Origin of the sequence: Vibrio sp. VP6 (genome assembly GCF_028823755.1) — a bacterium.
GTDB classification, from domain to species: domain Bacteria; phylum Pseudomonadota; class Gammaproteobacteria; order Enterobacterales; family Vibrionaceae; genus Vibrio; species Vibrio parahaemolyticus.
In genome coordinates, this window is sequence record NZ_JAPEID010000029.1 from 46,749 (window position 1) to 70,031 (window position 23,283).

The 23,283-nt window shown below is 41.6% G+C and carries 19 protein-coding genes and 4 pseudogenes; 9 read left to right on the plus strand and 14 right to left on the minus strand.

The features are described 5' to 3' along the window. Window positions 1-6 precede the first annotated feature (6 nt). From ilvE to ilvG, 3 genes are read right to left on the minus strand one after another with little or no spacing between them, the layout of a single operon-like run. On the minus strand, window positions 7-945 hold the full coding sequence (ilvE, locus tag OU793_RS17325) for a branched-chain-amino-acid transaminase (RefSeq protein WP_140103292.1): 939 nt from the start codon (window positions 943-945) through the stop codon (window positions 7-9). 12 nt (window positions 946-957) lie between these two features. Beyond that, on the minus strand, window positions 958-1,242 hold the full coding sequence (ilvM, locus tag OU793_RS17330) for an acetolactate synthase 2 small subunit (RefSeq protein ID WP_005378958.1): 285 nt from the start codon (window positions 1,240-1,242) through the stop codon (window positions 958-960). 10 nt (window positions 1,243-1,252) lie between these two features. Next, entirely contained in the window at window positions 1,253-2,899 is a 1,647-nt protein-coding gene (gene ilvG / locus OU793_RS17335; protein ID WP_005461385.1) for an acetolactate synthase 2 catalytic subunit, read from the minus strand. A gap of 464 nt (window positions 2,900-3,363) precedes the next feature. Between ilvG and OU793_RS17340 the strand changes: the two are divergent. Then, a pseudogene (locus OU793_RS17340) lies at window positions 3,364-3,471 on the plus strand (ATP-binding protein); the annotation flags it as partial. A 183-nt stretch (window positions 3,472-3,654) separates the two neighbouring features. After that, window positions 3,655-4,224 (plus strand): recombinase family protein, encoded by a 570-nt coding sequence (locus OU793_RS17345; protein WP_274647809.1) that lies wholly within the window; start codon window positions 3,655-3,657, stop codon window positions 4,222-4,224. Window positions 4,225-4,237: 13 nt separating this feature from the next. On the opposite strand, the gene OU793_RS17350 is transcribed toward OU793_RS17345, so the two are convergent. Both OU793_RS17350 and OU793_RS17355 read right to left on the minus strand, forming a co-directional pair. Beyond that, window positions 4,238-4,813 carry a hypothetical protein gene (locus OU793_RS17350; protein ID WP_274647810.1) on the minus strand — a complete coding sequence of 192 codons (576 nt, stop codon included), beginning with the start codon at window positions 4,811-4,813 and terminating at the stop codon, window positions 4,238-4,240. A gap of 525 nt (window positions 4,814-5,338) precedes the next feature. Further along, window positions 5,339-6,934, minus strand: coding sequence for a recombinase family protein (locus OU793_RS17355; protein WP_274647811.1), 1,596 nt, complete (start codon window positions 6,932-6,934; stop codon window positions 5,339-5,341). A gap of 69 nt (window positions 6,935-7,003) precedes the next feature. On the opposite strand from OU793_RS17355, the pseudogene OU793_RS17360 reads away from it, so the two are divergent. The 5 genes and pseudogenes from OU793_RS17360 to OU793_RS17380 form a co-directional block, all read left to right on the plus strand. Continuing rightward, a pseudogene (locus OU793_RS17360) lies at window positions 7,004-7,813 on the plus strand (YifB family Mg chelatase-like AAA ATPase); the annotation flags it as partial. 156 nt (window positions 7,814-7,969) lie between these two features. Next, window positions 7,970-10,309 (plus strand): hypothetical protein, encoded by a 2,340-nt coding sequence (locus OU793_RS17365; protein WP_041170561.1) that lies wholly within the window; start codon window positions 7,970-7,972, stop codon window positions 10,307-10,309. Next, entirely contained in the window at window positions 10,303-12,714 is a 2,412-nt protein-coding gene (locus tag OU793_RS17370; RefSeq protein ID WP_015297534.1) for a site-specific recombinase phage integrase family domain protein, read from the plus strand. Before OU793_RS17365 ends, OU793_RS17370 begins: the two co-directional genes overlap by 7 nt. 11 nt (window positions 12,715-12,725) lie before the next feature. Continuing rightward, window positions 12,726-13,256 carry a hypothetical protein gene (locus tag OU793_RS17375; RefSeq protein ID WP_015297533.1) on the plus strand — a complete coding sequence of 177 codons (531 nt, stop codon included), beginning with the start codon at window positions 12,726-12,728 and terminating at the stop codon, window positions 13,254-13,256. Further along, window positions 13,256-14,620: a site-specific integrase gene (locus tag OU793_RS17380; RefSeq protein WP_159404219.1), complete on the plus strand. Its 1,365-nt coding sequence runs from the start codon at window positions 13,256-13,258 to the stop codon at window positions 14,618-14,620. Before OU793_RS17375 ends, OU793_RS17380 begins: the two co-directional genes overlap by 1 nt. Before the next feature lie 192 nt (window positions 14,621-14,812). Here OU793_RS17380 and OU793_RS17385 read toward each other — a convergent pair whose 3' ends face one another. The 6 genes from OU793_RS17385 to OU793_RS17410 form a co-directional block, all read right to left on the minus strand. Then, a complete protein-coding gene (locus OU793_RS17385; protein ID WP_069504305.1) occupies window positions 14,813-16,177 on the minus strand; it encodes a hypothetical protein in 1,365 nt (454 codons plus the stop codon). 49 nt (window positions 16,178-16,226) lie between these two features. Further along, entirely contained in the window at window positions 16,227-17,063 is an 837-nt protein-coding gene (locus OU793_RS17390) for a hypothetical protein (protein WP_069504307.1), read from the minus strand. A gap of 544 nt (window positions 17,064-17,607) precedes the next feature. Then, the gene (locus tag OU793_RS17395; protein WP_069504309.1) at window positions 17,608-18,321 is read right to left on the minus strand and encodes a hypothetical protein; all 714 of its coding nucleotides are present in this window, start codon (window positions 18,319-18,321) and stop codon (window positions 17,608-17,610) included. Window positions 18,322-18,650: 329 nt separating this feature from the next. After that, a complete protein-coding gene (locus tag OU793_RS17400; RefSeq protein ID WP_069504311.1) occupies window positions 18,651-19,634 on the minus strand; it encodes a hypothetical protein in 984 nt (327 codons plus the stop codon). After that, window positions 19,631-20,170, minus strand: coding sequence for a hypothetical protein (locus OU793_RS17405; protein ID WP_069504312.1), 540 nt, complete (start codon window positions 20,168-20,170; stop codon window positions 19,631-19,633). Before OU793_RS17405 ends, OU793_RS17400 begins: the two co-directional genes overlap by 4 nt. Window positions 20,171-20,445: 275 nt before the next feature. Beyond that, the gene (locus OU793_RS17410) at window positions 20,446-20,697 is read right to left on the minus strand and encodes a hypothetical protein (RefSeq protein WP_069504314.1); all 252 of its coding nucleotides are present in this window, start codon (window positions 20,695-20,697) and stop codon (window positions 20,446-20,448) included. 194 nt (window positions 20,698-20,891) lie between these two features. Between OU793_RS17410 and OU793_RS17415 the strand changes: the two are divergent. Together OU793_RS17415 and OU793_RS17420 are read left to right on the plus strand one after the other, a co-directional pair. Continuing rightward, window positions 20,892-21,298: pseudogene (locus OU793_RS17415) on the plus strand (transposase); the annotation flags it as partial. Between the two features lie 120 nt (window positions 21,299-21,418). Beyond that, window positions 21,419-21,880 carry a hypothetical protein gene (locus tag OU793_RS17420; RefSeq protein WP_031858045.1) on the plus strand — a complete coding sequence of 154 codons (462 nt, stop codon included), beginning with the start codon at window positions 21,419-21,421 and terminating at the stop codon, window positions 21,878-21,880. Between the two features lie 231 nt (window positions 21,881-22,111). Here OU793_RS17420 and OU793_RS17425 read toward each other — a convergent pair whose 3' ends face one another. The 3 genes and pseudogenes from OU793_RS17425 to OU793_RS17435 form a co-directional block, all read right to left on the minus strand. Next, the gene (locus OU793_RS17425) at window positions 22,112-22,378 is read right to left on the minus strand and encodes a hypothetical protein (protein WP_005379032.1); all 267 of its coding nucleotides are present in this window, start codon (window positions 22,376-22,378) and stop codon (window positions 22,112-22,114) included. A gap of 269 nt (window positions 22,379-22,647) precedes the next feature. Continuing rightward, the gene (locus tag OU793_RS17430; protein WP_274647812.1) at window positions 22,648-23,076 is read right to left on the minus strand and encodes a hypothetical protein; all 429 of its coding nucleotides are present in this window, start codon (window positions 23,074-23,076) and stop codon (window positions 22,648-22,650) included. Then, a pseudogene (locus OU793_RS17435) lies at window positions 23,066-23,283 on the minus strand (hypothetical protein); the annotation flags it as partial. The gene OU793_RS17430 and the pseudogene OU793_RS17435, both read right to left, overlap by 11 nt.

Genomic DNA, 23,283 nt, shown 5'->3' on the forward strand with positions numbered 1-23,283 from the left:
TCCTTCTTACTGCTGCTCTGGGTACACATAGTCTAACCAGCCCCACTTATCTTCTGTGGTGCCGTTAAATAGGCCAAAGTAGGCTTCTTGCAATTCTTTGGTAATCGGACCGCGTTTACCGCTGCCCACTTCAATTTTGTCGATGGTAGCTACAGGCACAACTTCTGCTGCGGTACCGGTCATGAATACTTCATCCGCAAGGTATAGCGCTTCGCGGGCAATGTTAGCTTCACGGACTTCGTAACCTTTATCGCGAGCAATGGTCATGATCGAGTCACGAGTGATGCCCGGTAGGATAGCGCTGGTGGCTGGTGGTGTAGTGATCACGCGATCTTTGATGACAAAGATGTTCTCGCCCGCGCCTTCTGACAAGTAACCGTCAACACTCAGTGCGATACCTTCGTCGTAACCATGACGACGTGCTTCACCACCAACGAGTAGTGAAGAAAGGTAGTTACCACCCGCTTTTGCAGCGGTAGGGATGGTGTTAGGTGCCGCGCGATTCCAGCTTGAAATCATCGCATCCACGCCTTTTTCTAGTGCTTCTTCACCAAGGTACGAGCCCCATGGGAACGCCGCGATGATCAGTTCCATTTCGGTGCCTACTGGAGGACACACACCTAAACCGACATTGCCCACAAATCCCAATGGACGAATGTAAGCGCTGTCGAGTTTGTTTTGACGCAGAGTTTCACGCGTTGCTTCCATGATTTCTTCAACAGAGTATGGAATAGGGAAGCGGTAAATTTTGGCGGAATCTTTTAAACGCTGTGCATGCTCACGGTGACGGAAGACAATTGGGCCTTTTGGTGTGTTGTAGCAGCGTACCCCTTCAAATACCGAGGTGCCGTAATGCATGGCGTGAGTGAGAACGTGCACGTTCGCCTCTGCCCATGGAACCATCTCACCATTAAACCAAATGAAATCTACAGTTTTCGTTGCCATTTGTTGCCTTCCTTATGCACTTACGTGTTGTTGTAAGTTGTGATTTGGCAGTTCATCGTTGCGGATTTTCAGCACCTCAACTTTACGAACGTCCCACAACTTCTCAATTTGATTGATCAAAAACGAGATTGGTCGATCGCTGTCGACGATGATCTCGACGCTGGCTACTTTACTTTCGTGGTTTTGAGTAGCGGCCACCTGTTTGATCACAAAGCCTCGGTGACGAATCACACGTAGAACGCGCTCTAACAGTACCGGTTTGTCGTCGGCTTTGATGTCGAGTAAATATCTGTCCATGTGATGTCTCCTACGTGTTTTCCAACATATCACTGTTTGATGCACCAGGTGGTACAAGTGGCCACACGTTTTCTTCTTCATCAATTAAAACGTGAAGCATGTAAGAAGTTTCGCTCGCTAGCATCTCTTTAAGTGCAGGTTCGACTTCTTCTTTCTTGGTGATGGTTTTGCCCGGAATGTCGAAGGCTTTTGCCAACATCACGAAATCTGGGTTGTCATCAAGAATGGTTTCACTGTGGCGACCGTCGAAAAACAGTGATTGCCATTGGCGAACCATGCCAAGACGTTGGTTGTTTAGGAGAACAATCTTCACAGGAATTTGGCGACGTTTTAGCGTGCCTAGCTCCTGCACGTTCATCATGAATGAACCGTCACCTGTAATAAGGATAGACTGATCATCCGGACGCGCGACTGATGCGCCCATTGCTGCTGGCAAACCAAAACCCATGGTGCCTAAGCCTGCGGAAGTAATGAAGTTTTGCGGATCGCGTGGCTGAATGTGCTGAGCTGCCCACATTTGGTGCTGGCCTACGTCAGTCGAGACGATTGCGCTGTCTGGCATCATGTCAGATAACTGCTTAAGCAGCAGCGGCGCGTAGATAAGATCGCCAGGGTGGTCGTAACGCCACTTAAAGCCGCTACGCAGACTTTCACTGTGGTGAACCCACGATGAGATATCTTGAGTCAGCTCCAACTGAGGAAGAATGGTATTGATGTCGCCTCGCAGTGGTGCGTTTGCGTGGCGAAGCTTATGGATTTCGGCCGCATCGATGTCGATATGAATGACTTTGGCGTGCGGCGCAAAGGTATCGAGTTTGCCCGTCACACGGTCATCAAAACGCGCGCCTACGACAATCAACAGATCCGCTTCTTGAACCACAAGGTTGGCCGCTTTGGTGCCGTGCATACCCAACATGCCTAAGTAGTGAGGGTCATGGCGTTCAATCGTACCTAAGCCTTTCAGAGTGCTTACCGCTGGCATCGGGTTCAGACGTAAGAACTCTCTCACTGCATCTGTTGCTTTCGCAAGCTGCACACCGCCGCCGACATACAATACCGGGCGAGTGGACGCCGCCAGTACGTCTTGCGCGCGTTTGATGTCTTCAGCGCTGACGTCTTCGATTTCAGGTGCAACGTAAGGTGGCAGTAATTCTGTTGGGGCTTGAGCAAGCTGAACATCTTTCGCAATATCGACAATGACCGGGCCCGGACGACCCGTTTTGGCCACTTCAAACGCTTCGGCTAGCGTTGGCGCAAGATCTTCAATGTCAGTAACGAGATAACTGTGCTTAGTACAGGCGAGAGACATACCAATCACATCCATTTCTTGGAACGCATCGGTACCGATATGAGAGCTGGCAACCTGACCTGTGATGGCTACCAAAGGAACGGAATCAAGGAAAGCATCGGCTAGGCCGGTAACAAGGTTGGTGGCCCCAGGGCCGGAAGTTGCCATGCACACGGCAACATCTTGAGTGGATCGAGCCATACCGATGGCGGCCATAGCGGCCCCTTGTTCATGACGGCATAAGATGTGCTCGACACCTCCGTCATACAAGGCATCATAGATTGGCATGATGGCTCCACCGGGATAACCAAACACCGTCTTGATGCCTTGCTGTCTTAAAGCGGCTACGACAAGTTGTGCACCAGTCATCGTAAACCTCCTTTGCTACGTTGTGGCTCGTAGCGATTGCCATGTGTGTTGCACTTCATGTGCGCTCCCATTCTTCCCGTTAAACTGTCCGAGGGTTAGACAGATGACAACTTGTAGTTGTAAAAAAACCCCCGGACTTTTCAGCGCGGGGGTTTTTTGTAATTTGTGGTTACCTTTCGCCCACAAGCCCCCGCGCGGTGCCAATAATGACCACGATAATCAGGGCTAGCAGTGTGTTGATGTGAGCGAATAGGTTCATCTGTCTGTCGTTCTTTTTTCGTTAAATAGTATTGTGTAATGTTCTACGAAAATGTTTGCGTCATTAGTGGTATCACACAAATCCGCTGCATGACAAGCAAAAAGTCATTCTTTTTTCACATTAACTCTCAATTTGGACGCGGTATATAACATAACCACATAGATAAAACATTTGTTTATATAGTGTTCAATAGATTGGGGAGTTTATGGGGCTGGCAATCATTCATAGTCGGGCAAGTGTCGGGGTGCAAGCGCCGTCAGTTAGTGTGGAAGTGCATATCAGTAATGGCATGCCCGGCTTTACTATTAATGGCAATATTAACCTTTTTAATAAATGCAATGTAAAAAAGAGGTTAGCTTAATCTTAGTCCATTAAACATTCGTTTTATGACCTAGCAAATAAACTATAAAAAACTAGCCCATAAAGTATTGAACTTCATTTATGGTCTATGCTTAAATGTGAACTAGCCTTTTATGACCCAGCTAGAGATAAACGAATGAGAAGTTTTGCTTATTGTCGTGTTAGTACCACTGAACAAACAACAGAGAACCAAATTTTAGCTATTGCTAATGCAGGTTTTGAAGTGCAAACAAATAGAGTTGTATCAGAAACGATTAGCGGTAGTGTTAAGGCTATGGATAGACCAGAGTTTAAAAGACTTGTAGACAGACTGGAGGAAGGGGATTCTCTTGTTGTTCTAAAGCTTGACCGCTTAGGGCGTGATGCTATCGACATACAGCAAACTGTACAGATGTTCTCTGATATGGGTGTAAGGCTTGTTTGTCTTGATTTACCTGTTACTGACCTTAGTAGCTCAGAAGGGCGTTTGATGCTTCAAATGTTTGGGGCTTTTGCCGAGTTTGAAAGAAACAGAATAAGAGAGCGTACAGCTCAAGGCTTAGAAAGAGCAAAAGCAGAAGGAAAGACGTTAGGACGCCCACCAGCTATAGAGACAAACAGAAAGGTTCAAAATGCTAAATCCCAAGGCTTAGGACAAAGTGAAGCCGCTAGAGCCTTAGGGATAGGGTTGAGTACTATAAAAAGGCATTGGAAAACAAGGCTGTAATACCCTTCGAAGATTACAATAGAGAGCTATTCTGTAACTCTTCTATCAGTGCATCACTTAACCCTTCGGTCATAGAGTCCGTATCAGTGTAAAGGTGTCCACCAGCAGATAAATCTATCTTTGATTGCCACACCTTGATGCCCTCTACGTTTAGTATTGTCGCAATAGCTAAGGCATTGTTTGTAGAGGAAGTAATTGGGGTAGTGGTTGCATAAGAATCAGTGCCATTATAGGTATTATAAGTGTTTATATTCGTGTTATAGCCACTAACTGAAACTTGTCTCGTTCCTACAGAAGATTTTATGACTAAAATATCAGAGTAACCGTTCTTAACTATTTGATCAAAAAAATCTTTTTCGTCTTTGGCGAAAGTAAGTAAGCTTCTTACTGCCGTAGCATTTACTCCATTATCTTGTAATGTAGTTGTAACTATATCTTCAATCTCTGGGCTATCTACTGCTAATACCGCCAACTTACTAACATGATAGTTACTAAGTGTTGGGTTTACGGCGCTATCACTTTTAGTGCTTTGACACCCTACAAGTGACAGGATAAAAAAAGACACTACAAGAGATAAAAACTTATTCATTCTAAACCACCTCACATGAAAATATCGGTCGTATAATAAGCAGACTCTTAGGATATGGCAAACTAGCAATTAACAAGTGTGAAATAATCAGGATTGAATCTCATTACTCATACATATACGCCTGAATAAATTAACCATTTTCTACACGTACCTACCGTGAGTGGACACCTTCCCATAAAGGGGGAAAGGCTTTTCTGATTTGTTAGTAATAGAAGTTAGACCTATCTGATTAGTCACGGTTGGGAAACAATAGGCTTCTTTGCCTCTTAAGGTTACAGCTAGTTGTACTACCTCAGTGTCTAAACAATTGATGCTCTTCTTGTGTGGTGGTTGTGGAACTAACCAACTAGTGTTTAAGTTCACTGAGAGACGGACATTCTCTAGAGAATAATTCTCACTTCGTGAGGTGAAGTTATCTTCTATGTCTTCCTTCTCTCAGTGTCTATCTTTTATACCAATGATCTTATCTCACTTCGTGAGGGATATTCCTTATCCCTGTCCTTCCTATAAGGGGCAATAAAAGAATTAATACACTGACCAGATCCTATTCTTCATTGGTTCTTTGATAGCTTTCTGGTTTGTCTCATATCTCAAATCTATTGGATAGTCCTCTGTCACTTCTGTTTCTATTGTTATTCTTTTACTTTCATTACAATGGAAGATGGATAGATGATTGAAGGCTTGCTTTAAGATTCTATTGAGTCTAACCCTAGTGTTGAATAGTTCATCAGTGCTTAGCTCTTCTACCTTAACCTCCTCTAAGGGCAAATGAAAGGCATTGACTGTCAGTTGTAACGCTTCAGTGAAGTTTATGTGTACTGTTCTAGCATTCTCAACAGCTTCCTTAGCTTTTTCTTCTTCCATCTGCTTAGAAAGCTCTAGAATCAACGCAGAGCGCCTTTGTAAATCCTTTAATACAATGGGGTCACTACGGGAAGAAAATGCCTCTAGAAGCTCCTCGTAAGCTTTACGTTCTGCTTCATATCTTCCTTTTAACTCTGCATGGTGATTAACATCTTTCTGCTTCGACTTGTCCACTAACTTAGCATGTTGTTGATGATACATAGGGCTGTTGAATACCTCATAAATGAATCGGTAAATCAACTCCATTCTTATCGGTTTGTTAGTACAATTTTTCTTCTTAAATTCTCTGCAAGTCAGATACTTTAAGCTCTGGCTTTTGTTTTCGTAGTACATTGATGAACCGCATTTTTTGCACTTAGCGATTTGATTTAGAGGGTTTGGGTACTCTGTTTTTCTCCCTGCTGCTTCTGGTTTTGAGCGTTCAAATTTACGTTGTTGAGAGAGGTAATAAGTTGTTTCATCAATGATCGGAGGGTAGTAGTCCTCAATCAGTGTATTCAGTGATTTTCTGTTTTGAGTCGGTTCATAGTGACCTAAAGCCGCTTTTGAATTTAAGATTCTGTTGACCGTTGTTGTTGCCCAACTTGCTCCCTTAGGTGCAGTAATGCCATTTTCATTTAGGTATCGGACTATTTTTATAACGCCCCATCCATCAATTGATAACTGATAGATCTTACGTACAAGCTCTGCATACTCTTCTTTTACTGTGTATGTGCGTTTATCTGAGTTCAAAGTTAACCAAAATGGTGCACTACTATGACGATTCGTTGTGTTGGGGTTCTGTCTTTTGTTCGTCCATGCTGCTTTGATACGTTCTGATTTTGTCTTGCTCTCATTATGTGCTCGCTCCATGATCGTCAAAGAGATAATCAAGTCGGTGGTATCTAAGTCTTTGTCATAGAGTCGATTGTCCATCAATGTAACAATTTTTACCCCTAACTGAGTAATCCTAAGCATCTGTATTAGTGCCGTTTGAACTTTAGCTCTACTCAAGCGGTCTAGACTTTCCACTAACAGATAAGAGCCTTCTGGTATTGCTCCTTGCTCTAAGGCTTCTAAGAACTGTCCTAGACCGCTATCTTCCTTCACATTATCCGAGTGAAAAGCAGACACTCCTAAGTCTTGAAAGTTGGTATCTGATAGCGTCAGGTTATTCTCTTCACAGTATCGTTGGGCTAGTTGTGTTTGCCTACGCAAGCTATCCCCTTGCGCTTGCTGTGCTGATGAAAAGCGGATGTAAGAATATGCAATGCTCATAAATACTTACCTTTCTATATCTCTTAATTTGATTGATATTACGTTTTAAGGGGAATAATGCCAACACTTACTCTCGTTGGGTTGCCGGAGACTACGGTAAAGGAATCCAAAGATCGTGTACGCAGTGCGATCATCAATTCAAATTTCCAGTTTCCAGCCAAGCGCATTACGGTCAATTTGGCCCCAGCGGATTTACCTAAAGAAGGCGGACGTTTTGATTTGCCTATTGCATTGGGTATTTTGGCGGCTTCAGAGCAAATCGCGACAGATAGGCTCAAAAACTATGAATTTGTTGGCGAATTAGCCCTGTCTGGAGGATTAAGACCTGTCAAAGGTGTGCTTCCTGCCGCGTTGGCTGCAAGCAAAGTAGGACGTCATTTGGTGGTGCCTCATGTCAATGGCGATCAAGCGGCGCTGGTGGGCAAAGAGCAACATAAGTCAGCGCAATCCTTACTTGAGGTGTGTGCGGAGTTATGTGGTCAGCATCGTCTCAATCTTTATCAAACTCCGAAGCGAAAAACGGTTGAAAAACATGGTCGAGATCTACAAGACATCATTGGTCAGCAACAAGGCAAGCGTGCTCTAGAAATTGCGGCGGCTGGAAACCACAACCTACTTTTCCTTGGTCCTCCTGGTACAGGAAAAACCATGCTGGCGTCGCGTTTATGCGACTTACTGCCGGAGATGAGCGATGAAGAAGCGATGGAAACGGCTTCAGTCGCATCACTGACGCAAAGTGAGATTAATGAGCACAACTGGAAGTCGCGTCCGTTTCGTGCGCCGCACCATTCCAGTTCGATGGCGGCATTAGTTGGTGGTGGCTCGGTGCCAAGACCAGGTGAGATTTCTTTGGCTCACAATGGGTTATTGTTCCTTGATGAAACTTTAATAATCCCAATAATTAAAAATTGTCAAAAACAAGATAAGTTGCAGCATAGTAATGCTTGAAATGCTAATGCATACCTTTTTTTTACATTGATAACAATCACTCTGATAACTAATGTTATTATGAGTTGTCAATTATGGGGTCTGATTGTGAATCTAAAAGCATTAAATGAGCTTTCTTTATTAAAAACTGCACTGTCAGTAGAATACTCTAACTACCTAACACTTGCTGCTGAATACTCAGTCTCCCCAAAATATATACAGGGGTTATTGAATTTTTATGCGACCTACTGCTACTTGGTTGAACAAGGCAACTACAGTGCATTGGAAATACTCAATGACTCAAACCAACTCAATACGCACTTCCAGCGGCTCATTGGATTTGTTTATAGCAATGATGATATCACTATCATACGCAGATATAGCTTAGGCAATCAACTCAAAAACCTTTTCCGTTACATTGCACAGGATAAGCAACTTGACCTCAATGACGTAAAGCTGTCGTACACTAAAATTTCAGAGGATGTTTCGAGCTGCCTAGCTCAATTCCGACAGCTTAAGTTAGATCAAACAAAAATTGACTACCTTAATGGTTGGCAGGTGGTATCAAAAGAAGGCAAAGAACATGAGGCTTATCTTGATACGCTTTATGTGAATTTTGGCGAAGCGTTTACAAACAAGGTTCATCTTGCTCTAAAAAGCTATGCTTTTACACAAAAATCATCATCTCTTGCTCAGGCATTAAAAGACCTTCGAAAACTTTTTGTGGGTTTCTCCACGGTTTATAACGACCGAGACGGACTAACAATAGAAGCCCTCCTGAGCCGCAACCATGTGCAACTCTTTTTCCACAAGGTGTTTAAGGTGCTATTTGTGCGTTCCCAAGCTGCTCAGCACTGCCCAAAGCGTTTTCATACTATGTGGCGAAGTACCATTTACTATTATACCGAGTGCTTCATCAACACGGGTGTTTTTGCTGAGCCTCATAAACCATTCATCGTTCCAGACTGGAAAGACCCAAAAGAGGCAGCGCCCACCTTTTCGATTGGTGGTAATGCAACGCCATCAGAAAACCTTAGATGGTTTGCTAACATCCCACTTAAAATTAAAGATGAAGAAGCTGTTTCAATTATTAAGCATCGTGTAGATAGAGACATGGCGCATATTAGGCATGTGTGTCTCTTGAAATTTGAGGAGCTTTTAGAGCGAGAGGAGAGAAATAAAGCTTTTCAGAGCAAAGGTTCTGTCAAGCCACTGAGTAGTAATAGCCATAATCATCAATATTACAACCTTGTCGGTGCAGATAAGTTAGACAATACGGTAGCAACGTTTTATGCACACGGCCTCGGTGCGAAAGAACAATATTTATTATTTTTGGGGTTCCTAGGTAATGCTAGCCAACTCAATACAGAGTTAAATTTACCAACCAAATCAACACTGAATGTTCTTTTGACGCTTCTTGTGATGGAGCATCCTCTGATAACACCTTCTTGGTTAGCAAAGTGGGACTTATTTGATGTAAATGGCAATATGGTGGGCTACAAGCAGGTTGGTAATCAGCATATTGCTGTCAGTTACAAATCACGCAAAGGAGCGACCAATGCGCAGCAAGAAGTAGTGCTTAATCAGTTTTCTAAATCTATAGTAGAGTTCTTGATACAGCATACACGCATGGCGCGTGAACACCTGAAGCAGAAAGGGAATGTAAATTGGCGAAAGATGATTTTAACTGCAACCACTACCAATGCTATACGCCCAAGCAATATCATTGTAACTCTTTTCTCGGCAAATGATTTTTATGATTGGCTTCAAGACAAATCGCTCTTTGATAAGAGCAGTGATATCACCTTGAAAGATTCCAAAACCATTTCTGGCATCCATTCATTACGCTCAATCAGACGACACAGAGGCTTTCAAATTTACTTGGAAACACGTTCAATGGATGCCGTTGCCGAGGCGCTGGGTCATGAAAAGAAGGATGCAAACCTACTGACCTCTTACCTTCCTAAACCACTCATGGACTTCTTTAATGCACGTTGGGTTCGTCAGTTTCAGAACGCCATTTTACTTGAAGCCATGAAAGATTCAGTGCATCGACTTGATGCTGTGAACATGAGTGCAGAGGACATCGAAGAGTTCTTAAATAATCACGGAATAAGCAATATTCCAGAGCATTTCGATCATGGTTTTACTCAGCAGCAGACTACTGATAAGGAAGTTTCTGAATCATTAGCATTTGACCAGTTGACATACACTATCTCGACATCTCTTTTGCAACTTTTAATGGCGATACGCCTTGTTGTTGAGAGTAGTGATGAGGGGGACTCTTTTTTAGATATTGTGGCTCACTGGTATCAATCAGCAGTGTTTGTTTTAGATACCCTGAGTTCAGGCAAGCATAGTGCTGATGATGATTTGATGGGAATGCTTGATATTGCAACCAATAACAAACTAGATACTGACTCGATTAAGGGAGCGCTGCTATGTTAAGTGTTGCTATCGACAATTCCTCTATTGCTAACCTCATTGAAAGCATCGTGCTAGACCATTCGCTTTTGAATGGTCTAAGTGCCGAGTCTCTTGAAGATATTATCAATTTCTCAGTAGCAAATGATGACTATCGAGCATTAGATATCATTACGAATTTCCATACAGGCATCTACAGCTACGATGACAGACAGCCTGAGTGGTTGGAGTCCAAATTTACTGCACCTAAATGGACAATAACATTCTGTAAAAAGCCAAAAACAATCCATTGGGATAGTGTGTATTTGGATGACGGAAAGAAACTCACGGATAAAAAACACCAAAAGTTGTTAAACAGCTTTAAATACTGGATCACAGCGGCAGATAATCCACTTGAAAACGGTGGGAAGATTATTAGTCCAACAACCGCTTATCAAAAAGTGATCAAAGTTATCGCTCTTATCAATGCTATCTTGCTGCACTCGAAAGAGTTGAAACTAGCAAAATATCACCTTCTGAATGTGAATGATGACTTTTGGCTGAACATCTTGACCAAATTCGCTGAGCATGGAAATTTTCAAGGTGTGTATGAGATTGATAAGCGGACTCAGGTATTGCTTGATAACGCTTCCAAGAGTATTTCTGATGCAGACGCACAAACGTTTAAAGAGACGTTTCCCTACGTTACACAAGACATTGCGCAAGATGAAAATTTCTTATTGCTAGCAGAGAGAGAGAAGGCATGTGCTTGGCTTTTTGAGCAAGGTTATTATCACGCTAGAAACGCCATAAAATACACTGGCAGCGGTACTGTGCTGGGTGAGTTGTTGTTTAAAGGTAAGATGCTTTATCACGACATCAATATTCCCGATTACGCAGAACTTCACCTCAAAGCGCCAAAACGAAACTCAGAGTATCGTGCAGTTGAGAATAGAGACGCCTCAACAGGTACGAGTCAACCAACTATCTCGACCTACATTGAAGCGATTCGATTGATTCATACCAACCTTAAGCGTGAAGATGCGGCAAGCCCTTCAATCTTGTCCGAGCGTGTCAGTTCAGGCCACATTAGCCAGTTAGTTAGCTTAAAAAGAGTAGGACGTACCCGCACTTTGCCGCCTACCTTTGTGTTTAATTTAATTCGTCAGTGCTATGAGTTTGCCAAAGAGCACCTACCGACAGAGGAAGGCTCTACTACTTTACTAGACGAAACGTTAATGCTGCTGTCTACAGCAAGAAGCAAATCTGCTGCAAGATATTCCAACACACTCCGTCCATCTGAATACACCCGAGCTTGGAATGAAGAGTTGCATCGAGAGATGTCTGGTTCGGAGCGAGGTTACTGGTTTCAAACGGAGGCGATCAATTGCCTGAGTAGTGAATACCTGAAAAAAGGAATAAAACAGGTTCAAGGCTTTGCTGATAGCGTTGAAAATCGACACGAAAGGATTAGAGCCAATGAGAGCTTGTTTGATTTGTTCTCTGTACTGCAAGGCGCAATACAGGTCTTGGTGGGTGCAATCATGGCTCGAAGACAAGATGAATTAATCAAGTTGAAGCCACATGGCAACATATCACCTAATGTAAGTCCCTTTTCAAAAGAAGGTTCAAAAACGGAGTACAACCTGATATTTAAGGTAAAAAAAACTGGCTCAAAAGGGGTAAACGCAACAATAGAAAGACCAATTCCCCTATCTATCACAAGGTTCGTCTGGCAACTGGAGCAATTTAACATCAAAGCGAGTGAGTTGAACCTATGCCAAGGAAAGCTATCTCTGTTTAACAACCTTGATTCAAAGCGTACTCAGTTAAGTCAGGTTATTTCCAGGACTTATAATGCGCACCTTGATAATTTGTGTGATTACTTAGAAACGGACTTGGTAGAGTACGACAACGGTGAGTACCGCCGCAATTATGTTCGTCAGCACCAATTGAGGCGCTTCTTTGCTATGGCGTTCTTCTGGTCTAAGGGATTTGATGGCATGGATGCTCTGCGCTGGATGCTCGGACATTCAGACATGGAACATCTATATCACTATATCTCTGAGTCGGAAACTGGAGCGGTACTAAACGGAGCTAAAGCTAGTGTGATTGTTCGTGGTGTGGTTGATTCCATTTCTGAGCTAGCGAAGCTCGAAGGGATAGAAGAGGTTCGTAAAATCATTGCAGAACGCCTGACAGGTGATAGCTCAACACCAGTCACTATAGAATCAGTGAGTGAAGCAGCAGAAGATTACGATGATGAGTCTTATCTAACCGTCCCTCATATAAGCCAACTTCAAAAAGAGCAGGACATTGAAACAGAGGTTATTCAGCTTTTAGACGAAGGTCGAATCACGCTTGAGCCAGAGTTCTTTACCATTGAAGATGCTGATGGAAATACAACTCAAACCTTTAATCTAATTTTAAAAATCAAGGACCTTGATTGAGGATTGGGACAATGAAAGTTTTAGAGAAAAACCAAACTAAGATACTTGAAACAGAAAAGCTGTTAAGGGAAATCATCACCACCCCTGCTGAGTTTAAAAATGATGAGGAACTACTAAAAGCGCTCAAGTCTCAATCTGGTATCGCTAAATATCAGAATCAAGAGCGTAATATCACATCATGCTCATTGAACACGGTCAAAAGCATCTCAGAAGCACTTCTGGAAAGAGGCTTCTTATCATTAGATGAACTTCGTATAAATGCAAAACTGGCGATAGAGGCTGCACGTCTCGATGAGAAAGCTTCCAAAGGCAACAAGCAAACCGTAGTGGGTTTGAAGCACAAGGTTGCTGTACTTGAATCGGAGCTGGATGCAGCGCAGCGCAGCAATTCTTTACTAACCGTTATGGTCTCAGAGCTGCGCTCTAGACTAAAGCAACTAGCGAACCATGAAGGAACAGTAGAAGAGCGACAGGAGCTTTATCGAGAGCACAATCGTAAGATTGAAGCACAGATGAATTTCACTTTGAATGGAGAGGTATGATGGCGGTTCGAAAGCTTAAAGACTTTGAGCAATGGAGTCATCTTGGGTTTGATGGCAAGCTTGTCTTTCGTAAACCACTGGATATTCCTTTCGTAACCTACAATAATCATACTCCTTGCTATGAAGCCAATGCCTACATTCATAGCTTAATAGTGAGAAACTTGAAAAGTGACACGATACGAGGGTATGCACACGATATTATTCACTTAGTGCATTTTATTGAAAAACAGCCATTATTGAGTCGCTTCAGCCAGCTTACTGACGCAACATTCACCCTTTTCGTTCAGTCACTACAGGCAGAGAGAACGCCGCTTGGCGAACTAAAACGCAAGAATAACTCGGTGATAAAGATTGCACATACCTGTCTGGATTTCTTGCTGTTTATCCAAGACTTTCATGACTTGAGTGCTTTTATAGGCAAAGATAAAAGCAACTCAATTCGGATACTTGAAAAGCGTTACAAACGCAAACAGGAAGGCTACAAAAGTTATATTGAAGGTGTCAAAGTCACCCATGCAGCCGTGCCAACAAAAGATGAAATCAAGAAACGTCACCCTGTTTCGGAAGATGATGCGTTGCGTGTGTGGGAGTTTATCAAGACTCAGAAAAACAAAGATAAGCGTAGAAGGGACATGACGTTATACACAGCAATGGAGCAACTAGGCGCTCGTGTAACGGAGCTTCATTTGATTAAAATGACCGATTACGAGGAAGCTAGACGCACAGGTATGCTCACTCTTACCACTTTAAAACGCAAAGACGAGAACGCCACTCGAAAGATACCTGTCCCACATTTGTTATTATCAGTGATTGCGGATTACATCAAAGTTCGCAAGAAAGTCATGAGGAAGAAAAAAGTCCAACATGACTACCTGTTTATCAGCTTAAAAACAGGTCTACGCCTATCTGCCGATTCATGGACAACGTACATGAACTCATGGAAAAAAGAGCTTGGTATCGAGGGAGAATTGCACCCGCACTTGTGGAGACACGCATTCATTACAGACAAGCTTAAGGAACTGATTCTTGCCACTAAAGAAGTGAATGATAAAGATGATTTCCGAAAACATCTGCTTCATACACAAACGTTTAAAATGCAGTTACAACAATGGACTGGTCATACAATACTTAGCTCTTTAGATACTTATATTGACCTCGCATTTGCAGATATTCACGGCTACACAGAGGTTTATAATGCTGTTTCTCTAAAGTCGAGTGTTGAGCTTGCTAAACGTCAGATTGAGTTGTTAGAAGAACAGATAGCAAGGAAGGAGTTGACGCCTACCGCAGCGTTGTGTGAGATAAAGGAACTATTGGGAGCTTTCCAATCCGATATAAATAAAAGCATTGTATCGTCACAGTAAGGTTCATCACATCATTACCAATCGGTCACATTACCAATCGGTCGCGTAACACGCCTTTGGACAAAAGTGTTTTACGAAGTTTTGGAAGCTGAGATACTTCGGATAACCTCTGCTATTACAAATCACGTGAATAGCCTAAAAACTAGTGGCGAGCTTCATTCACCCACTACACCCCATCGAGTTAAGTGGGCGTCATTTCAAAGATAGGAATTCCTCTGCCTTCGTGATCTTTGGCAATGAAGCGTACCAATAATGGTATTTCTCCGTTTTACTTTGCTTTTTCCAAACAGCAGCTTCGTCAAAATGTGCATGTACGCCTTCAATCGCCTTAAGTTTCTCTATAATGGAGACTTGATTCAACAGTGTTAAGCTATCAAAAATACTGCTGATAAACGTCTGTTTCTCAATTAAATGTATAAACTCCTCTATCAGCCGATTCGGATCATCTGATGAAAGGTTTTTACAATCTATTTCATAGTGAACACGGTAGTCTTCACAATAACTCGACTCTCGATTGTTGTAATAAAGACTACTGACGGTTGCAATCAACTCTGGAGATAGTCGTTCAAGCATTGTTTCGCCTCCTTGAGCAGAGAGCCAAGCAATTTCTCTCTCATTACTTCCTAACAACGCGTGAATGAAACCATCGTCACCGACTTTAGAAGTTGGGCCAAGTATGACATTGTGATAGTACATACTTTGCTCTACCGCCCAAACTAAGTCTTCTGCGGTAACCCCACCTAGTAGAGGCACCTCTAGACCTATGTGACTGGCAAACTCCCAGTGTGATTGAATTAGATTACAGGCTTGATTGAACTCTCTGGATGATAAGTCTTTTTTTTGGCACCAACGCACCTTTACATCTACTAACTTCTCACCCCATTCAGAGCGTAATGGCAACTCCTTTGCCAATTTATTTAGCTCCCATCGCGAAAGTTTTTTCGTATGGGTACTGCATTCATACTCAACATCAAGTTCTGCAAGCAGAGCAAAATTATCTTCTAGGTGCGTTTTAAGGCTTTCAAGGTTCAGTGTCACTTTGAATAGGTCAATAGTAGAATACTCTGTTAGATGTTTCTGAGCATCGTTCGAGAACGCATATCGAAAGGTTTGGCCTGTCGCATCTATTTCAGCCCAAGGTTCAACGTATTCACACAATTTTTGAGCCATTTTATCTAGTCGAGCATCAAATTGTATTGCCAATTGATAGTAGTCATTCCATATTGTTTCTATATTGTGTGAATTGCGAGACGGTGTTTCAAAGGATAGTTTCCTGTGAGCATAAAGTTTTTCAAGTTCACATAGAAAGTACTTAAGGCTTATCTCAATACCATGTCGGATGTTGAAGCAAATCGGATACACCATATGATCAACAGGATATTTAGGTCTATAGGGTTTTTTAACACGTTGCTGCTCAAGTAGTAGTTCTGCAGCATTCAAAAAGCCAAATGCATAGTGACGCGGGCTGGGGTTTCCATTCGTTCCAACACACGCAATCAAATCGCTATCGTGAGTGTGGGGTAAGCTTTCCAAGAACTGCTTTCTAACCTCTGGCACAGTGTTTTTTCCTTAACTTAAGCACCTTCATGGCAATAACTATCAATAATTAGTCGGAGAAGGTCGAATGGATAGGCTGAAACTCCTCCACGGTACATTTACTTGTGAATTCAGCAGCCCAAAGTAACCTTAAAGAATCGTACTCAATGTCGGCCGTAGCACAAAAATCCATAGCGTAAACCACAGCTCTGACTGCTTGGAGAAATTTATAAGGCAAGTTAATCGGCTGACCATGTAAAAATATCACCCGCTCTTCACCAGTAAGATCAACATACTTAAGCCTGTTAGATCCACCTGGCAAATAATAGTTAAGCGTATTCGAGTCAATCTCACAATATGAGCAAATCGATTCAATTAACTCATAAATCTCCCCGAGATTCGCTCCAAACAAGTCATCTACGTTTTCCAGTTGTCGACATAGATCTTTGAAGTCCTTGACATCCTCTTTAATTTCATCGATTACGTCCTGATTGACCGAGAAATCACCTTTGAGAGCATTTGGGTAAAGTAGTCTATGAAGATAGCAAGCATCCTTAAACAAAGCCTCTTTGTGATCTCCAAACTTTGCTAAATAAAGTTCAAACTCTTCTTTGTGCTTGAAATAGTTAGAGAAAATGTTTTGAGCATGAACTAAATCAATCTGCTTTGCCGTCTGTACAGAACGATGGTTTGAAGCAATGATTGCTACTATCGGTATGATTAACGCCAAGATAGCCAAAGGTACCTTGAAGATCACCATAAGATTGTTTACACCTTCAAAACTTGGGTCGTACACTAGGTTGGAATGCTTCAGAATCCAGATGGCTCCACTTCCACTTAAGAGAACAATTAATATGATTGATATCCAGAGTGATTTGAGCTGAGTAATACTTTTATTTGCTGCCACTTTCTAATGTCTTGATTCGTTAAATGTGATTTAGGATAGTAAGATGCTGTTGCTGACATTACGTCTACAGGAACAATTACACTAGATTTACCAAAAATAATATATTTATTCATCTATACTTACCTATTTTTACGCTTTAGCGCATAGCCTATTATTCTTACTCTGCTAGTGTCGATTTAGCTAAAAATCACTTCGGTATTCATGCTGTTGAACCAAAAGGTAAAGATATTCAGCGTAAGTACTACCCGTGCTAAGCCATTACCTACAATAGCAAATATATCAAATATCTGTGTAGGGTTCGAAGCGTTCGGCGGTACTCGTAACTTAAGATGTCCATCAAGCCTAACCATTTTGCCAAGGCAATGGAGAGTTGAAATACAAACATAAAGCTATAATGATAATCACGCCGAGCGCCCGCCAAGAGAACTTAATATGAAAAGTTTTTGTTCGAATTTCTAGAAACATAATAATTCCTTCTACATCGTTACTTGTAGAATGATTTTATGCAATACATGAGTATTGTTCTGGACATAAAAGCAGTTATTTATTCAATTTTGTCCAAGTGGCTTTGATTATAATGAAGCTGGGTTGAACGTTTTTTATTCAGATACCGCTTATAGTCTTTACTCAATGCTTGAGCGCTGTTTGTATCACACTCGGAACTTGTACCTGAGTTAAAAACCATCCCTGAGAATACAATAAAATCACTATTTTGATTGGGCTTAGGGCGTTGGCTTGTAATTTGTAACCATAGTTGTTCGATACGGTGCCAATAAGCACCTCTTTTTTTTGCCTTATTTGCTCTAGCTTGTGTAGTGGTCCTAGCTAACCCAATACTCCGAACTAGATGTTTTAGCTCGGTCTGAGGGTCATAATATGTAAATTCTTGTGCTTTAAGCTCGCCACCTCGTAAGTAAGGAGAATACATTTGATAAGCGATATCATCAAATGTGTCAGGTGCAGTGTTTTTCAATGCCTCCAACTTAGTGATTAAATCGTTCAGTTCAGTTTCTATGTTTGTTAGTTTTGAGATGAGGCCGTCCGTGGATGATGGTGACCCCGAGTAGTGATATTCAACTGCTAAATCGAAGATACGTTTTTTGAGTTCCTCTGGTGATAGCCCTAAGCGAATTTTTTTTAATATCACAACTTCTTCATTTGAAGCTTTATTTTCGATTTCTTTATTGTGCTCTTTGCCAACATTGCAAGCAAAGTCATACGCCTGTATAACTGCTTTTTTTTGGGGGGCGTCAAACATCTATATTCACCATTATCTGTAACTCCTTTATTAATCACTACATTACACGGCGGATAAAAACCAGGTCAAATGTTAGTTCCTTGTAATTACGTAACTATTGGTTGGAACACGTTTGATTGGGGGCAAAATGTAAGTCATTACACAAGTTACGTAACGGGTTTATAACTCGGAATGGGGCACTTCTGTGCTACGAAGTGCCAATTGTGAAGGTTCTGGACATAAATGATTTAGTGCAAACACTCAAATACACCAGTGTCAGATAAGAAAAAGTATCAATAGTAAACGAATCATTCTGAAGCAGCTTGTTGAACGTTTATTTACGTTGCTTGTTATGCGCCTTTAAGTTTATGTAAACTAAACAAAATGTTTCCATGCACATCATTAATTAAGTATTGATTGGATTCAAAAATTGTCGGCATATACTCTTTAAACTCTTGCACTGACTTTATCCCATTTAAAATTGCGGTTTGCACTGCTCCTTGACAACGTGTAACTCCATAAATCATAACTTGACTAAATAACTCTAATTGCTCAGGTGTAAAATCAATTGTTCTGAAGCCATGATGCGTAGAGTCATTTCTGAATATGCGTATTTTTTCTAGCACATTTACCAACTCTTTCTTCCAAAAAAGGTAATTCTCGTGGCTTTCAAGCTTTCTCAATACCTTGTCATCAACTAGAGTTCCAGCCTTTCCGTTAGGAAAGCCTAAAAACCATCGAATATATACAGAGACATTATCTTTTTCTGACTCTTTTAACAGCGCTTCCACTGCAAACCAGTTAAACAGAATTTTTAACTGGGCATTATTCTCGTGCTTGCTATTTCTAAACCAATGTAAAGATCGCAAATATCGCGCACTTAATTCTGAATTTTGGGCTAATATGCAGTGAGTAATATCAACTCTTTGTGTGTTCCCCTGATGAGTCATAAATGACATGGTCGGCTGGTGTATGGAGTGTTTCAATTCATGTAACTTTCCAGTGGAAAGGTCTTTAACAAAGCCAATAGAAGACAGAGCATAATTAGATATGGGCACTTCTATTGATTTAAGATCTAAAATCTCTTCAAATCTATTTTCTGCGCTCGAAACCGCAGTTTCGACCGTATTACTATCGACAATTGTAGCAATCCGAGCACAGTGACGATATTTGGTAAAATCAAGATTCAACTTCTTGGCGCATGCTTCAAGTGCAGCAAGTTCTTCTCGTGAATCAGCACTTGACGAACGCAGTTCAACATTCGAGTACACAGTTGTCGTAGGTAAACAAACGCTCGCCATTTCGAGAACTTTGACAATCAAATATGGTTTCATTTTCTTGATTCCGCTAAAACGTCGACAAGCTTTTGTAACACCACTCTGCGAACCTGCCCTTCAACCTGTTTATGAAGTGCTCGCTTCTTACTTTTAAGGTAACGGACTAGAACAGATATGGGCTTATACGTATTTTGAGTAATAACTAATTCACCAATAAGGTGAAAGGTTTCGGTCTTGACAGTTCTTTCAAAAAGAAGGTACTCAACAAGGCTTGTAAACTGCTTTTCATTATTAACTGAGTAGTAATATTTCAATCTCATTTTTAGCAGTAACTCTTCATTATGCTTGCTGTCATATAGAGCACGATCAAAAAACACTACTGATTCATTATCAAAGGTCTTAATAGCCAGTTCATACCCTAGAATTGTTGTTTTTATATGACTTGGTTTTACCTTCTGCATTTTATTAAAGAAGTGCTTGGCTTCAAGTATTCGCCCGTTTTCAATCAAGTATTTTACGTATTCACTTAGTCGTTTTAGGTACTTTCTGTGGTGTTCGGGAGTATCCCTAAGCTTCTTTTCGATTAATTCCAATACTTACCTCGTTATACAAAGCATCCTGCATGCACTGGGCTTTAGACGGATTTCTTCCGTGTTTGCATTCTGTCTATCTTGCTATCACTAATTGTGAACCTCAAGGCATATCAAACTGTTGTGTGAAACGAGAGGTAGTTTCAGGGAAAAATTCCGAAAATTTCCGCAGAAGACGCTGCTTTATGGATTAAGTTTAATTTGGTCTAATGCGGTGCTATTCAGGTGACTGGTTCGTTAGGGCTAAGTAGGTTAGGGGCAAAAATGCGTTGCAGTTATTAAATGGGGAAGTGTTTTTCCTCGTATTCTTCAACCAATGCAGCGAGCCTTTCAAGCTCGTCTCCTTCAGGAGTGCCGGGATCGGCTACATCAAGCAGTGATTTAATTCGCTTCAACGCGGCCATGTAATCACTTTCAGAAATTTCAAGGCCCAACTCATCCAATGTTACTTCAGCTAGTTCATCACTATGCGCAGTGTGGGGCGTCATCCCCTTGACCAGTTCTTTTTCAGATAACCGTTTTTTGCTCACAACTCGTCTTCCATTCAAGATAAGATTAGATAATTTATAGCATACTGAGTTATTAACTACAGGGTAAGGTTTGTCCTGAAACACGGGATGGGGCAAAGGCGTGTTTGCTATAGGCAGTTAATATCACCTCTGTCAACTTAAACCGACAGAGAAAAAAGTGACAAACTTTCTTGTAAATGAACGAACTATCAACAAAAGGGTTCCTGTTCTTGGTTGTCATTATCGACTGGTATAACTGTAAGGTGTTGTCCTCGCGGTTATCGAACACCATGGGTACAAGTTTTATGTATCGTGGCTCTCGAAGAGGTACTCCAATACTACGGACCACCCGATATCTTTATCCGATCAGGGCTGCGAGTTTACTAGCACTGAGTTCACACAGAGGTTGCTCAATCAGGGGGATATGGATCAACATGGACGGAAAAGGTCGCTGGATTGACAATCTTTTTATTGAGCGACTATTGAGAAGTCTGTAATACGAGGAGATTTGCTTAAAAGATTACAGCACACCCCGTGAAGCAGAGCTTGAAATCGGGCACTACATGGTGTTTTATAATGAGGAGCGTAAACACCAGGTACTCAATGACCTCACCCTGATTAAGTCTACTTTGACAGACAGAGCTACGCTGCATGAGCTGGTTCAATCACTTAAGATATTGGCTTATGTGTCCAGCCATTGGGCTTCACTTCTCTAATCCGTTCATAAAAATAAGTTTCGTAGATGCGTAAAGATAACTTATACACCTTTGATAGCTGGCCTGTAGGTACACCAGAACGCTTAATACACGGCTATTGGGAGTTGGGCGTAATGAGGCTTCACACATTTGATAGTGAATGCGGTAAAGAACTTCAAGATACGTACAATCGCATTAACCATGGACTGGGAGCTAGTGTTGTGTACATCGACCTAACTTCAATGGGAGATGGTTATCGATACAAGTCAGAAATCTTAGATGTTATTCGAAGTGATCAGCAAACATGGGTGTGGTTCGTAGGCTGTAGAGCGCTTTTGGAGAGTTCGTTGGCGGGTTGGTTACGCTCTGTTTTGACGACATACAACCTAGACCACGTTCGAGTTGCTTTTGTGCTTGATAGCCGTGAGCAATTCAACCATATCTTTCAGGATTACTCAGCTCCGTTCTATCAATCTACCATAGCTCTGGATCTCTCAAAGAAGAGTTAGGCATATTCTTAGTTACTATTAAATATTTACTCTGCTCTTTAGCTCGTTCGTATAGATCCAGCCCTAAATGATCCAATTTAAGTGACTAAAGCGTAGCTTTTACGCTCATATCATCGCTAAATCTAACTTTTGTTATTTTTCGGTCGGGTGGCAATTCAAACAAATGAGAAGTTGATACACTTGGGGCATTTTTGATTCTGGTGATTAACTCCGAAACACAAACATACTGGTTCACAACTCATCAATATCAACGTCAATTTCTGGGGAGTTTTCTCTTTGCTTAACTAGTTCTCGGTCTTGTTCATCTTCCTCAAATTCAATTCGGGAAGAGTCAAAAACATCACGTCGTTCAACTAGAAAGTCAATATCCGCCTTATCCGCACCTTCCGAATAAGCCCCCCAATCTTTTTCACTTGTAGTCACGAATTCATCGGTGTGCGCAGTATGACTTGTTAATCCTTCTAAAAGGTCTTTTTCTGACAGCAGTTTTTTACTCATAACTTACTTCTCGATTCAAAAATGACATTAGATAATTTATAGCATAGTGAGCAGCTAGAAATTAGCTCTGAAACAAGGAAAGGGGCACTTCTGTGCTACGAAGTACCAACTGTGAAGGTTCTGGAAAAAACCTTGTCAGTGCCTTCTCTAATTTAGAAAGCTACGAATAATCACAGGTATTGCAAAGTTGTTGTGAAGAGCTAGTGCGATGAGCAACATCGCACCAGAAAAGTATTGGCTGGGTTCGGATTAAGTGCCGTTAAGTTCAATCATCGAGCTTTAACGTACATCAAGTGCACTCCTGTTGGAGTGATTTTTGTTAAATCTCGGCTGTATACGTACCCATATTTTTCTAACAAGTCGATAGAGTGATATGTCCATCCAGCAGCAAACGCCACACCTGCTAATGCAAAATAAAGACTAATTTTGTTAGCTAACTGCATAGCTCTTTGAGAATAAAGTTCATTGATTTTTTTCCCGTATAGCAACGCTTTAGGTGTCATAAAAAGCACACACACTAAAGCCCCAAAAACACCAACAGGAACCCACAAGGTAATAATGGAGACTTGCACAGTATCGGCTCGATTCAATAGATCAAGGTAATCCAGATAAACCCCATAAGAAGGATAAAGCCAACACAGCAACATTAATGAAATAAAAAACAAGCCAGCCAAACGGATTTTAGTTTTATATCGCACCTTCTAACCTTTCAACTATCGTTTGAGAAATTTTGTATTCGCCCCAAGCCCATTCAATTAGAACATATGTCGCTGTTACAGCAATTGCACCGATAATTATGGGTTGACCTAAGACAGCAGCAGCAAACAATGCGGCTTCACCAACTGCGCTTTGGAGCATAAATTTGAACATGTCAGAGCCAACATTCCCAAACCAATCCACTAGGT